This window comes from Vibrio renipiscarius (assembly GCF_000827885.1).
In the GTDB taxonomy this organism is placed as follows: domain Bacteria; phylum Pseudomonadota; class Gammaproteobacteria; order Enterobacterales; family Vibrionaceae; genus Vibrio; species Vibrio renipiscarius.
This window is the reverse complement of sequence record NZ_JTKH01000019.1, coordinates 58,300-71,062: the sequence shown is the minus strand read 5'-3', so window position 1 is coordinate 71,062 and position 12,763 is coordinate 58,300. Positions and strand designations below refer to the sequence as shown.

Sequence of the window (12,763 nt, the reverse complement as noted above, 5' to 3'; positions counted from 1 at the left end):
TGACATGATTGCAATAAGCCAGCGCAAAGCTGGCTTATTTAATGGCTTCATTTAGAGCGCCAAACTACTTTTGAGCGCGCTGATAAGATTCTATAATTTCTTGTCGTGCCGCTGCTGCATCTTCCCAGCCTTCTATTTTGACCCACTTGCCAGATTCCAGCTCTTTGTAGCGTTCAAAAAAGTGCGTAATCTGTGCCTTGAGCAGCTCCGGAATATCATCAACATCTTGAATATGATCGTATTCTTTTGACAGCTTACTGTGCGGAACGGCAAAAATTTTGGCGTCTTCACCGGATTCGTCCGTCATCTTTAACACGCCGACAGGGCGGCAGCGAATGACTGAGCCGGGCATCAAAGGGTGCGGCGTAGGAATGAGAACATCAACCGGATCACCATCAAGTGATAGGGTGTGGTTTACGTAGCCGTAGTTACATGGGTAAAACATCGGGGCTGACATAAAACGATCGACAAAAACGGCGCCAGAATCCTTGTCGACTTCATATTTGATAGGGTCTGCGTTAGCGGGTATTTCAATGATGACATAAAGATCATCAGGTAATGATTTTCCTGCGGGCACATCATTCAAACTCATGAGCGATATCCTTACTGAGTGTTTTTATGTTGAAACCGTGTCGTGGTTGAAATTTCATCTATTACATTAAAGGTAAATTGGTTGTAATGTAAACAAAATGTTGCTGTGCATTCATCATTCAAAGTAAAAAAAGCGCCTAAAGGCGCTTTTAATAATGAGTTAATCTTCCGTTCGATAGCGTTCCATGAAGCTTTCGAGTTGGTCGACCATGTTTTTCGACCCAACAAAGAAAGGAACACGTTGATGCAGTTCGGTCGGCTTGAGATCCATAATTCGGTTCACGCCATCTGATGCCGTTCCTCCAGCTTGCTCAATGATAAAAGCCATTGGATTGCACTCGTACAATAGGCGTAGTTTGCCTTGTGGGTGGCTTTGTGTGCTTGGGTATAGGTAGATGCCGCCTTTCAATAGATTGCGGTGAAAATCGGAGACTAACGAACCGATATAACGCGAAGTATAAGGGCGATGCGTTTGCTCATCATTTTCTTGGCAGTACTTGATGTATTTTTTTACCCCCATCGGGAAGCGGAAGTAATTGCCTTCGTTGATCGAATAAATTTGACCATCTTGCGGGACAATCATGTTTTCATGCGAAAGGCAGAATGTGCCGAGAGAGGGATCGTAAGTGAAGCCGTTCACCCCGTGGCCAGTTGTGTACACCAGCATGGTGGATGAACCGTAAATGACATAACCGGCGGCGACTTGTTTGTGGCCAGGTTGCAAAAAGTCTTCTTCGGTTGCTGGGGTGCCAATAGGAGAAACTCGGCGATAAATGGAAAAGATCGTACCGACTGAGACATTCACATCAATGTTGGATGAGCCATCTAAAGGATCCATTAACACTACATATTTGGCATTTTTATTGAGCTCTTTATTGAAGGCGACGGCTTGATCTTCTTCTTCACTTGCCACCCCACAGACCTGATCTCGCGCTTCTAATGCCGCTTTGAATTTGTCGTTGGCATAAACATCCAGTTTCTGCTGTGCTTCACCCTGCACATTATCGGTGCCGACTGCGCCTGTAATATCGACTAACCCTGCTTTATTGATTTCTCGGTTAACGATCTTCGCCGCTAAACGAATCGAAGAGAGCAGTGATGAAAGATCACCGCTAGCGTGAGGGAAGTCCGCTTGTTTCTCGACGATGAACTCACCTAGGGTGCGCATACCAGACATATAATTTCCTTTTTAGTCAGCTAAAATTTGGGCAAGCAATAATGGTCAGCGATCGCTGATCGTGCGTGTTTTCTCTTAAAGGTGTCGCGATTAAAAACGACGCACCGTAAGTGTAAAACGTAGATCTTTTTATGGGTACTAAAGTAACTGCTTGAGTTCTCAATTTATTTAGATGATTAGGGGTAGGCTGATTACCACGGAAAAAATGGTGGATTGCTGATTGAGTCACCGATGAGTGTGATAATAGCGTGATCAAAACGGTTCGCTTTTAATGGCTTTATCGCCATAATGAAGCGGTATTTTTAGCGTAGGACAAGGGTTCATTTATGCACATTCATATCTTGGGAATCTGCGGCACTTTTATGGGTGGCGCGGCGACATTAGCACGCCAATTAGGCCACAAAGTAACAGGTAGTGATGCCAATGTTTATCCACCAATGAGCACCATGCTTGAGTCTCAAGGTATTGATATAATTGAGGGATTCGATCCATCCCAATTGAATCCAGCACCGGATCTTGTGGTGATCGGTAATGCCATGAGCCGTGGTAACCCTTGCGTTGAATATGTTTTAAACAACAACCTACGCTACACCTCTGGCCCGCAGTGGTTACAAGAGTTTTTATTGCACGATCGTTGGGTTCTTGCCGTTTCAGGTACACATGGAAAAACAACCACTTCCAGCATGCTCTCATGGATCTTAGAAGATTGTGGTTACCAACCTGGGTTTTTAGTTGGGGGGGTATTGGGTAACTTCGGTATTTCGGCTCGTTTAGGCGAAAGCATGTTTTTTGTCGTGGAAGCGGATGAATACGACAGTGCTTTTTTCGATAAGCGTTCAAAGTTCGTCCATTACCATCCACGTACCTTAGTTATGAACAACTTAGAGTTCGATCATGCGGATATCTTTGATGATCTTGAAGCGATCAAACGTCAATTTCATCATTTAGTGCGCACGGTTCCAGGCAATGGCCGTATTTTTGCTCCGAAAGCCGATCTCGAACTGGCTGACGTGCTACGCCGCGGTTGCTGGAGTGAAACTGAGTTCACGGGTGAGCAAGGAGATTGGCGAGCTGAAAAGATCGTGAACGATGGATCTCAGTTCCATGTTCTACTTGATGGTGAAATTAAAGGCACCGTGAAATGGGATCTGGTTGGTGATCATAATGTCGATAACGCTTTAATGGCGATCGCCGCTGCGCGCCATGTGGGTGTGACGGCAGACTTGGCTTGTGAAGCGTTAGCAAAGTTTATTAATACCAAGCGTCGCCTTGAACTGAAAGGCAACATTAATGGAGTGACGGTCTATGATGACTTCGCTCACCACCCAACCGCGATTGAACTGACGATGGGTGGCCTGCGTAACAAGGTCGGCAGTGATAAGATCATTGCGGTATTAGAACCGCGGTCTGCCACCATGAAGCGCGGGGTACATAAAGAAACATTAGCCGCGTCACTGCACCACGCGGATGAGGTTTTTCTCTATCAGCCCGAGGGTATTGAATGGTCGGTCGAAGAGGTTGCTCAGCAGTGTTCTCAACCGGCTTATAGCAGTGCGGATATTGATCAATTGGTCGACGCGATTGTGGCAACCGCGGTGCCGGGCGACCATATTCTCGTAATGAGCAACGGCGGGTTTGAAGGCATTCATGGTAAGTTGCTCGAAAAACTGACAGGTTAGAGACAGATGATAAAACCAAGTAATAAAGCGATTACCTTAGCCTTTACCGGAGCATCGGGCGCGCCTTACGGATTGCGCCTACTCGACTGTTTGTTGGCGGCGGATTATCAGGTTTATTTATTGATATCGTCTGCCGCGCGAGTGGTATTAGCCACCGAACATGGCCTGAAATTGCCGAGTGGCCCAGACGCGGCGCATAAAGCGCTCGTTGAACATCTGCATTGCGATGCCGATAAATTGATCGTGTGCGGTAAAGACGATTGGTTCTCGCCAGTAGCTTCAGGCTCTGCGGCGCCAAAACAGATGGTGGTGTGCCCATGTTCGGCGGGTAGCGTCGCGGCGATTGCTCATGGCATGTCGGACAATTTAATTGAGCGTGCCGCCGACGTGGTAATGAAAGAGCGTGGCCAGTTGGTGCTGGTGGTGCGTGAAACGCCATTTTCAACCTTGCATCTAGAGAACATGCTCAAGTTGTCACAAATGGGCGTAACGATTATGCCTGCGGCTCCTGGTTTTTATCATCAGCCGCAAACGATCGAAGATTTGATCGATTTTATGGTGGCGAGAATTCTCGACCATCTGGGCGTTGAGCAGGGGTTAGTACCACGCTGGGGATACGATCACAGGGGATAATATCTCACTAGCCATAGATTGGCAGAATGATTACAATCTCATCAATACTCAACGGGGAGCCATGCTGTGATGCGCTGGCTGAGATCGGTTAATGGCCGGGACCCGTGTACCTGAACCAGATAATGCTGGCGTAGGAATTGAGTCTGGTCATTTGGTTATGTTCAATAATTAAACGCCGACCTCAAACCTGTGCCGCTCAACTCGGAGAGAGCGAACAGTGAAAACTACCTTATCCACCCCCTTAAAGATGACCTTTAGCACGCTAGCGATCGCTTGCGCGTCTTTTTCTGCGGTTGCCGCAGACAACACCCTAACCGTTTATACCTACGATTCTTTTGCGGCCGATTGGGGACCAGGTCCAACGGTTGAAAAAGCCTTTGAAGCGCAATGCGGGGGTTGTGATGTTAACTTTGTCGCGCTCGATGATGGTGTTTCAATTCTCAACCGTCTGCGCCTTGAAAACGGCAACAGCAAAGCGGATATCGTTCTGGGCTTAGACAACAATCTGATGGCAGAAGCGAAGAAGACGGGCCTGCTGACTGAGCACAGCGTTGATACTTCAAGTGTGACCATTCCGGGTGGCTGGCAAGATCGCACGTTTGTGCCATACGATTACGGCTACTTCGCGTTTGTGTACAACAAAGAGACACTGGCCAACCCGCCGAAAAGTTTAAAAGAGCTGGTCGAGCTGCGTGATGATTTGAAGATCATCTATCAAGATCCTCGCACTTCCACACCGGGCCAAGGTCTGATGTTATGGATGAAGTCCGTTTATGGTGATGACGTGGCGGCAGCATGGCAAAAACTGGCAAGTAAGACGGTGACAGTGACAAAAGGGTGGTCTGAGGCGTATTCAATGTTCCTTGAGGGGGAGTCCGACATGGTATTGTCGTACACCACTTCTCCGGCTTACCACATCATTGCTGACAATAATCTGAAATACGTTGCGGCAGATTTTAGTGAGGGTCACTACACCCAAGTGGAAGTGGCTGCGAAAGTCAAAGGCAGCAAAAACGAAGCGCTGGCGGATCAATTTATGCAATTTATCTTAAGTGATGAATTCCAATCGGCGATGCCAACGGGTAACTGGATGTACCCAGTCACGAATGTTGAACAACCAAAAGGTTTTGAAACGCTGACGGTGCCAAGTAAAGCGTTGAGCTTCAGTGCCGATGAGATAGCTGCGCAACGCAAAGCATGGATTCGTGAATGGCAAAGCGCTTTAACACGTTAAGGTTTGCACTTGAATCGTATTCCTAAATTAGGACTGTGGGTCGCGATGTTTATCGCGACCTTTGTCTTTTCAGCACTTGCGGCCTTATTCTATGCCGCGCCTTCACTCAATCTACTTCAAGTATGGCATGATCCTTATTATCGTCATGTGACGGAATTTAGTTTTTATCAGTCCTTTCTTTCTACGCTGCTCAGTGTTGGATTAGCACTGCCGGTAGCACATGCGCTCTCGAAGCGCACTTTTAAAGGCAAGGCGCTCTTGCTTAAGCTGTTTAGCTCAACCTTGGTTCTGCCTGTGCTGGTGGGCGTTTTTGGCTTATTAGCGATTTATGGAAACTCAGGGCTTATTGCTGATGGTTTGGCGGCATTTGATCGCGCATTGCCATTTTCCATCTATGGTCTGAATGGTATTTTGCTCGCGCATGTGTTTTTTAATCTGCCTTATGCCGCCCGCTTATTACTGCAAGCGTTGGATACCATTCCTCAAGAGCAGCACAAACTGTGCGCCCATTTAGGTATGAGCCAATGGCAGAAATTTAAATGGGTTGAGTGGCCGCGATTAAGGCAGCAACTACCCCACGTTTCAGGCTTGGTCTTCATGCTGTGCTTTACCAGTTTTGCCACCGTGATGGCACTGGGAGGGGGGCCAAAATCAACCACGATTGAATTGGCGATCTACCAAGCGATCAAATTTGATTTTGATCCGCAAGCTGGGGCGTTACTGGCGATATGGCAAATGGTACTGTGTGGCGTGCTTGCGCTATCAATTCAACGTTTAGCCAAGCCATTGGCCGTGACGGTTGGCTCAACGGCGCAGCAGCACTATTTAGTCAATGATGGGCGGCTATCACGCACCTGGGATGCTTGCTGGATTGGTTTCGCTGCGCTGCTCGTCTTGCCCCCATTAGCGATGGTGGTGCTAAGTGGTCTCAATTCTCATGTTATTGACGTATTACAAGACGCACGTTTTTGGCAAGCGTTGATTGCGTCATTGCAAGTGGCCATCGTGGCCAGTGTGTTCGCTCTGGCGGCGGGCATTGCGATTTTAACAACCAGTCGCCGTTTGCGCTTGAATCAAAAAAATCATCAAGCGGATCAGATTGAGTTAATTGGCACGATTATCCTCGTCACGCCAGGGTTGGTTATTTCGACAGGCTTGTTTTTATTGCTGCGTAATATTGCCGATGTGTTCAGTTTGGCTTTTTTTATTGTGGTCGCGGTGAACGCCTTGATGGGGCTTCCTTACGTGGTTAAAACGTTATCGCAGCCCATGTTACAAATCGAACAGCATTACCAATATTTGACGACCAGTTTAGGGTTACGAGGCTGGCAACGTTTTAAAGTGGTGGAGTGGCGCGGATTGAAGAAACCGATGGCGCACGCTTTTGCTTTGAGCTTTATGCTGGCGATGGGCGATTTAAGCGCGGTTGCGTTATTTGGCGGCGGGGATTTTAGTACACTGCCGTTATATCTGTTCCAGCTCTTAGGCAGCTACCAAATGGACGCGGCGGCGGTGGTCTCATTGACGTTATTACTGCTCAGTCTAGGGTGTTTTAGCGTGATTGAAAAACTATTCAAAGTGAACCAAACCACGATAGAGACAGGTAAAGATAAGGGTGATTTATGTTAAGCGTTAAGCATGTGCTCTACACCTATCATCGCGAAGCGTTTGATTTTTCATTAGAGATTGCGAAAGGTGACATTCTTGCACTCATGGGGCCGAGCGGAGCGGGAAAATCAACGTTGCTGGCTTTGATGGCGGGTTTTATTGAACCTCGCTCAGGGGATATTTTAGTCGCAGGGCAATCGCTGATCGGCAAGGCGCCACATCAACGCCCTGTGGCGATGTTGTTTCAAGAGCACAACTTATTTGCGCATTTGACGGTACGTGAAAACATTGGCTTAGGGTTGCATCCGGGGTTAAAGCTTACGGTAGACCAAAAGCAACATGTCATTGACGCTGCGCAGCAAGTTGGGGTGAGCGATTATCTAGACCGTTTGCCAGAGCAGCTTTCTGGTGGGCAACGACAGCGTGTTGCGTTAGCGCGTTGTTTTGTTCAGCCGCATCAAATTTGGTTATTGGATGAGCCTTTTTCCGCGTTAGATCCTTTGCTGCGTGAAGAGATGTTGGTGCTTGTTAAGCGTTTAGCCAAAGAGCGCCAATTGACGGTGGTAATGGTGACGCACCATATCAGTGATGCGCGTGCGATTGCGAGCCAGTTTGCCTTTGTCGCCAATGGCCAAGTCGTGGTGTCGGATTCGATTGATATGTTATCGGCTGAACATTCTCATCGCGATTTAGCGGCGTTTGTTAAAGCGGGTCATTAATGGATTGTTGATTCGACAAAAACAAAAAAGGTTGCCGATAAGGGCAACCTTTTTCATTAGACTCACAACGATTACGCTTTAGTTTGCGCTTCGTGTAATGCTCTAATTACTTGGAAAATTTCGCGATAAGCGCGTGGTGGCTTATTCGCTTGTTTTTCTTTTGCTGCTTGACGAGCAAGTTGACGTAAGCGCTGACGATCACCCTCTGGGTACATTGTCATTACCGCTTCAATCGCAGCATCACCTTCAGCCACAACGCGATCGCGTAGAAGCTCAAGTTTTTGCAGCATCACAGTGTTCTGTGCGTGCTTGTTACGAACTTTATCTAGTGCTGCTTGGATTTGATCAGCATCTTCGTATTGCATCAATTTACCGATGCGTTGCAGTTGGCGACGACGCGCTTCGTTTTTGAAGCGTTGTGCATCTTTCACTGCATCAAGAAGATCTTCACTTAGCGGCATTTTTTTAAGAGTAGACGAACTGAGTTCGACTAACTCTACACCTAGTTTTTGCAATATATCCATATCGCGTTTCATCTCGGATTTACTAACCCAGATGATCTCTTCTTCCGGTTCCCATGGCGCTTTTTGATTCTTACGAGCCATCTCTTTTGCCTTTATTTGACTATCTCTTCTCCTATTTTAACAAGAATCTTGGGGAGAATGCGAAATTCTTGTTATCCTAGAAGCAATACTCATGAAAATGTAGATAAAATATGGACGTAAGAGAGCAAGTCGCTCAGCAGCGTGTTGAGCTTGAAGCCGCCGTCGCTAAAGCGTTAGAGATGGCTGCGGTTAAGGCTGATGCCGCAGAAGTGGCGATTTCTAAATCGACTGGATTAAGCGTATCAACTCGCATGTGTGAGGTGGAAAACGTCGAATTTAACAGTGATGGTGCCTTAGGTATCACGGTTTACCGTGGTCAACGCAAGGGTAGCGCCTCTACGTCAGATTTGAGTGAGAAGGCGATTCAGCAAACCGTATTGGCAGCGCTAGACATCGCTCAATACACTTCTGAAGACCCATTTGCAGGCCCTGCGCCGAAAGAATTTATGGTGCAAGAGATCCCTGATTTGGATCTTTTCCATCCGGATACGCCGGACCCTGATTATGCGGCGAAAGTGGCGATTGCCGCGGAGCAGCGCGCGCTTGAATACAGCAAAAAAATCAAACAAAGTGATGGCGCCAGCTACGACAGTCACTATGGCGTGAAAGTGTATGGTAATAGCCATGGTTTGCTTGCAAGTTACGCTAGCAGCCGCCACAGCACCAGCTGCTGTGTGATTGGCCAAGGCGCGAATGGTGAGATGGAGCGCGATTACAGCTACACCATGGCACGTCATAAAGATGAGCTTTGGACGCCTGAACAAGTTGGCCAAATGGCAGCAGAAAAAACGGTGAGCCGTTTAGATGCACAGCGTTTGAAGACGGGTAAATACCCGGTCATGTTCGCCGCCGATGTGGCGACCGGTTTGATTGGCCACCTAGTGATGGCGATCAGTGGTGGAAACCTTTACCGTAAATCGTCATTTTTACTGGATCACTTAGGTAAACAGGTGTTACCGAGCTGGTTTAATATTTCTGAGCGTCCGCATATTTTGCGTGGCTTGGCATCAAGCCCGTTTGATAGCGAAGGGGTTTTCACCAAAGATTGTGAAATCATTACCGATGGCGTATTGGCGACTTACCTGCTGACGAGCTACGCAGCGCGTAAGATGAAAATGGACCCAACAGGTCACGCTGGTGGCATTCATAACTGGTTTGTTCAATCGACTGGCCAAGATTACCAACAAATGCTGAGAGAGCTGGGAACCGGCTTCTTGGTGACGGAAGTGATGGGGCAGGGTGTGAACACCGTGACTGGTGATTACTCACGCGGCGCAGCCGGTTTCTGGGTTGAGAATGGAGAGATCCAATACCCAGTCTCTGAAGTGACCATCGCGGGTAACTTAAAAGATATGTTCCAGCAGATCGTGGCAGTGGGTAGTGACGTGGAAACTCGCTCGCAAATCCAAACGGGCTCGATCTTGCTTGGGTCGATGAAAGTCGCAGGCGAATAACGGCGGCGTTTCAAGACAAGTACAATAAAAAATCCCGAGCATTGGCTCGGGATTTTTGTTTCTATAGCTGAAATCGTGTTTGAACTAACGGGAGATCACTCCCCCCACTGCGCTTCAAACCAGCTTTCGAGAATGACGACGGCAGATTGGCAATCGACATTGCCTTTTGTCAGTGCTTTGTAGCCACCCATCGCAAAAAGATCGGCGCGAGCTTCTCTTGTCGATAGACGTTCATCATGCATTTCTACCGCAATGCCAAAACGACCTTGCAAACGACCACCAAATTTTTTGGCTCGCGGGGTGATCACGTCCAACGCTTTACCATGCAGATCCGTCGGTAAACCGACCACAATCAGATTCGGTTGCCATTCTTTGATCTGCTTTTCGATATCATCCCAGTTTGGGACGCCATCATTGGCTTTAAATGCCTTTAATGGTGAGGCGGTTCCGGTAATTTCTTGACCAATGGCGCTACCAATACTTTTGGTGCCAAAGTCAAAAGCCATAATGGTTCTATTCGACATAGTAATTTGTTCTTTTTAATGCGTTGTTTTTATCATTATGAGCGGTTGTCACTCATACGATCACGTCAGTGGACGATGCAATGTGTACGACGCAGTGATTTTAGGCGTGTCCGACATCACTCGAAAGTTGGGCGACATCAATGCCAAGCATTTGTACTGCCGTTTGCCAGCGTTCAGTCACTGGGGTTTCAAAAATGACGGTTGGATCCGCTTCGATGGTGAGCCATGAATTTTCCGCTAACTCTGTTTCAAGCTGACCGGCTTCCCAACCAGAGTAGCCTAGAGCCACAAGGTATTGATTGGGTTCTGCCTCTGTTCCCAGAACGCTCAAAATGTCTTTTGAGGTGGTCACGGAGATCTTATCGGTCATTTGAATGCTTGATTCATACTGATCTTTCGGCTGGTGCAAGATAAAGCCGCGATCTTCAGAGACGGGGCCGCCATTGAGTACCGGCATTTCCAAGTTGTCAGTCTTATGCAGCGGTTGCACTTGATCAGCGTTAACTTGCTCAAGCATCTTGCCGACAGTGACTTCGATCGGCGCGTTGATCATCAACCCCATCGCGCCGTCTTGGTTGTGCTCACACACATAAATAACGCTGCGCTTAAAGTAGGGATCTTTCATGCCCGGCATGGCGACTAAAAAGTGGTTAGTTAAATTCATAAGTAATCCCGCCTGATGGTTGCCCAGTGATGAGAGGGCGCAAGCGCCCTCGTTTCGGATTATTTTTCTAGACGACGCTCAATGGCATCCATTAGCTTGCCAGTGATTGAAATATCAAAAGCGGCTTCAATTTCACGGATACAAGTTGGGCTAGTGACGTTAATCTCGGTCAGCTTATCGCCGATCACATCAAGACCCACGAAGATCAGGCCTTTTTCTTTTAGTGTAGGCGCAACGGCCAGAGCGATCTGCTTATCTGTTTCGCTTAGAGGTTGAGCGACCCCTGTACCACCAGCGGCAAGGTTGCCTCGCGTTTCACCTTTAGCGGGAATACGCGCTAGGCAGTAAGGCATTGGCTCACCATCAACCACAAGAATACGCTTGTCACCATTGCTGATGTCAGGCACGAAAGTTTGTGCCATCGCGTAGTTTTGACCGTGGTTAGTCAGCGTTTCAATGATCACTGAGATATTTGGGTCATTTTCTTTTACGCGGAAAATAGACGCGCCGCCCATACCATCAAGAGGTTTTAAGATCACATCACCATGCTCTTCGCGGAAAGCTTTAATTTTTTCCGCTTTGCGCGTAACGATAGTCGTTGGGGTCAGTTCAGGGAACCAAGCGGTAAACAGTTTTTCGTTACAGTCACGCAGGCTTTGTGGCTTATTGACGATCAGTGCACCTTCGATTTCTGCACGCTCTAAAATGTAGGTCGCGTAGATGTATTCCGTATCAAAAGGAGGATCTTTGCGCATCAGAACCGCATCCAGATCCGCCAGTTTAATGCTCTGTTCTGATTTGAATTCGTACCAACCGTTTGGATCTTCTTTCAGCTCAACCACTTTGGTATCGGCAATTGCGACACCTTGGTCAAGATGCAGATCTTGCATTTCCATATAGTGAATTTCGTAGCCGCGACGTTGCGCTTCTAACATCATGGCAAAGCTAGAGTCTTTTTTGATGTTGATGGACGAAATTGGGTCCATCACGATGCCAAGTTTAATCATGCTTTTCTCCGGTTAGCCTAGGTCGCCAAAGCGAACCTGTAGAGCTGTAATTGCTGTTAACGCCGCCGTTTCGGTACGTAAAACACGTGGGCCGAGAAGCGTTTCTTCAAATTGATAATCTTGAGTCATATCGATTTCTTCGCTCGATAGACCGCCTTCAGGGCCAATCAATAGTCGAACCTTCTCAACAGGAGTTGGTAGAGTATTGATCGAATATTTTGCGCGTGGGTGCAGATTCAGCTTTAAGCCGTCGTACTCTTCGGCACACCACTCTTCCAATTTCATGATTGGACGGATTTCTGGCACGGTGTTACGGCCGCATTGCTCGCAAGCGCTAATCGCAATTTTTTGCCATTGTTCGAGTTTCTTGTCGAAACGCTTTTGATCGAGTTTGACGCCACAACGTTCAGAAATTAGAGGCGTGATCGTATTTACGCCCAGCTCAACCGATTTTTGAATGGTGAATTCCATTTTATCGCCGCGTGACACGACTTGACCTAGGTGAAGATCTAAAGGGGATTCGCTGCTGCGTTCAACGCGCTCGGTCACTTCTACGTGCACGGTTTTTTTCGTGACTTCGCTGATGGTCGCCGGAAATTCTGCGCCGCTGCCATCAAACAATAGAACTTCTTGTCCCTCTTTCATGCGAAGAGCTCGGCCTATATGGCCTGCGGCATCGTCACTAAGTTCAACGATACCGAGTTGTTGAATGATTTCTGGATGATAAATTCGTGGGATTCGCATGGTGTATAAGTTCCAGCCAAAAGAGAGTTATAAAGAGTAACATGGATGCATTGGGCCGAAAAAACAAGGGGTTTACTCATTGTCATTCGTTACGTTGAGTGACCTGTTGCGATTCAGCCCAATA

Annotated in this window: 13 protein-coding genes and 1 riboswitch; of the genes, 6 read left to right on the top strand and 7 right to left on the bottom strand. The window is 47.6% G+C overall.

The window, feature by feature from the left end:
• Positions 1–64 precede the first annotated feature (64 nt).
• Together ppa and fbp are read right to left on the bottom strand one after the other, a co-directional pair.
• Positions 65–592 carry an inorganic diphosphatase gene (gene ppa / locus OJ16_RS10435; protein ID WP_040990130.1) on the bottom strand — a complete coding sequence of 176 codons (528 nt, stop codon included), beginning with the start codon at positions 590–592 and terminating at the stop codon, positions 65–67.
• Between the two features lie 159 nt (positions 593–751).
• Positions 752–1,768 carry a class 1 fructose-bisphosphatase gene (gene fbp / locus OJ16_RS10430; protein ID WP_040990129.1) on the bottom strand — a complete coding sequence of 339 codons (1,017 nt, stop codon included), beginning with the start codon at positions 1,766–1,768 and terminating at the stop codon, positions 752–754.
• Between the two features lie 326 nt (positions 1,769–2,094).
• Between fbp and mpl the strand changes: the two genes are divergently transcribed.
• From mpl to thiQ, 5 genes are all read left to right on the top strand, one after another.
• The gene (mpl, locus tag OJ16_RS10425; RefSeq protein ID WP_040990128.1) at positions 2,095–3,447 is read left to right on the top strand and encodes a UDP-N-acetylmuramate:L-alanyl-gamma-D-glutamyl-meso-diaminopimelate ligase; all 1,353 of its coding nucleotides are present in this window, start codon (positions 2,095–2,097) and stop codon (positions 3,445–3,447) included.
• A gap of 6 nt (positions 3,448–3,453) precedes the next feature.
• Positions 3,454–4,080, top strand: coding sequence for a flavin prenyltransferase UbiX (locus tag OJ16_RS10420; protein ID WP_040990127.1), 627 nt, complete (start codon positions 3,454–3,456; stop codon positions 4,078–4,080).
• A gap of 42 nt (positions 4,081–4,122) precedes the next feature.
• Positions 4,123–4,234: riboswitch (TPP riboswitch) on the top strand.
• A 93-nt stretch (positions 4,235–4,327) separates the two neighbouring features.
• Positions 4,328–5,314, top strand: coding sequence for a thiamine ABC transporter substrate binding subunit (thiB, locus tag OJ16_RS10415; protein ID WP_152613841.1), 987 nt, complete (start codon positions 4,328–4,330; stop codon positions 5,312–5,314).
• Between the two features lie 9 nt (positions 5,315–5,323).
• On the top strand, positions 5,324–6,943 hold the full coding sequence (thiP, locus tag OJ16_RS10410) for a thiamine/thiamine pyrophosphate ABC transporter permease ThiP (RefSeq protein ID WP_082030231.1): 1,620 nt from the start codon (positions 5,324–5,326) through the stop codon (positions 6,941–6,943).
• The gene (gene thiQ, locus OJ16_RS10405; RefSeq protein ID WP_040990123.1) at positions 6,937–7,641 is read left to right on the top strand and encodes a thiamine ABC transporter ATP-binding protein; all 705 of its coding nucleotides are present in this window, start codon (positions 6,937–6,939) and stop codon (positions 7,639–7,641) included. The genes thiP and thiQ overlap by 7 nt, the downstream gene beginning before the upstream one ends.
• Positions 7,642–7,712: 71 nt before the next feature.
• On the opposite strand, the gene yjgA is transcribed toward thiQ, so the two are convergent.
• Positions 7,713–8,246, bottom strand: coding sequence for a ribosome biogenesis factor YjgA (gene yjgA, locus OJ16_RS10400; protein WP_040990122.1), 534 nt, complete (start codon positions 8,244–8,246; stop codon positions 7,713–7,715).
• 110 nt (positions 8,247–8,356) lie between these two features.
• Between yjgA and pmbA the strand changes: the two genes are divergently transcribed.
• Entirely contained in the window at positions 8,357–9,700 is a 1,344-nt protein-coding gene (pmbA, locus tag OJ16_RS10395) for a metalloprotease PmbA (RefSeq protein ID WP_040990121.1), read from the top strand.
• A 95-nt stretch (positions 9,701–9,795) separates the two neighbouring features.
• On the opposite strand, the gene ruvX is transcribed toward pmbA, so the two are convergent.
• The 4 genes from ruvX to rsmE all read right to left on the bottom strand — a co-directional run bounded on the left by ruvX (position 9,796) and on the right by rsmE (position 12,639).
• Positions 9,796–10,224, bottom strand: a complete 429-nt coding sequence (gene ruvX, locus OJ16_RS10390) for a Holliday junction resolvase RuvX (protein WP_040990120.1) — start codon at positions 10,222–10,224, stop codon at positions 9,796–9,798.
• 100 nt (positions 10,225–10,324) lie between these two features.
• Positions 10,325–10,888: a YqgE/AlgH family protein gene (locus tag OJ16_RS10385; RefSeq protein ID WP_040990119.1), complete on the bottom strand. Its 564-nt coding sequence runs from the start codon at positions 10,886–10,888 to the stop codon at positions 10,325–10,327.
• 59 nt (positions 10,889–10,947) lie between these two features.
• Complete coding sequence (gene gshB / locus OJ16_RS10380) at positions 10,948–11,895, bottom strand: glutathione synthase (protein WP_040990117.1); 948 nt, start codon at positions 11,893–11,895, stop codon at positions 10,948–10,950.
• Between the two features lie 12 nt (positions 11,896–11,907).
• Positions 11,908–12,639, bottom strand: coding sequence for a 16S rRNA (uracil(1498)-N(3))-methyltransferase (gene rsmE / locus OJ16_RS10375; protein ID WP_040990115.1), 732 nt, complete (start codon positions 12,637–12,639; stop codon positions 11,908–11,910).
• Positions 12,640–12,763 lie beyond the last annotated feature (124 nt).

Coding starts and splice junctions, on each gene's coding strand:
- yjgA (WP_040990122.1), bottom strand. CDS start 8,246: ATGGCTCGTAAGAATCAAAAAGCGCCATGGGAACCGGAAGAAGAGATC.
- OJ16_RS10385 (WP_040990119.1), bottom strand. CDS start 10,888: ATGAATTTAACTAACCACTTTTTAGTCGCCATGCCGGGCATGAAAGAT.
- ruvX (WP_040990120.1), bottom strand. CDS start 10,224: ATGTCGAATAGAACCATTATGGCTTTTGACTTTGGCACCAAAAGTATT.
- thiB (WP_152613841.1), top strand. CDS start 4,328: ATGACCTTTAGCACGCTAGCGATCGCTTGCGCGTCTTTTTCTGCGGTT.
- mpl (WP_040990128.1), top strand. CDS start 2,095: ATGCACATTCATATCTTGGGAATCTGCGGCACTTTTATGGGTGGCGCG.
- OJ16_RS10420 (WP_040990127.1), top strand. CDS start 3,454: ATGATAAAACCAAGTAATAAAGCGATTACCTTAGCCTTTACCGGAGCA.
- rsmE (WP_040990115.1), bottom strand. CDS start 12,639: ATGCGAATCCCACGAATTTATCATCCAGAAATCATTCAACAACTCGGT.
- ppa (WP_040990130.1), bottom strand. CDS start 592: ATGAGTTTGAATGATGTGCCCGCAGGAAAATCATTACCTGATGATCTT.
- fbp (WP_040990129.1), bottom strand. CDS start 1,768: ATGTCTGGTATGCGCACCCTAGGTGAGTTCATCGTCGAGAAACAAGCG.
- gshB (WP_040990117.1), bottom strand. CDS start 11,895: ATGATTAAACTTGGCATCGTGATGGACCCAATTTCGTCCATCAACATC.
- pmbA (WP_040990121.1), top strand. CDS start 8,357: ATGGACGTAAGAGAGCAAGTCGCTCAGCAGCGTGTTGAGCTTGAAGCC.
- thiQ (WP_040990123.1), top strand. CDS start 6,937: ATGTTAAGCGTTAAGCATGTGCTCTACACCTATCATCGCGAAGCGTTT.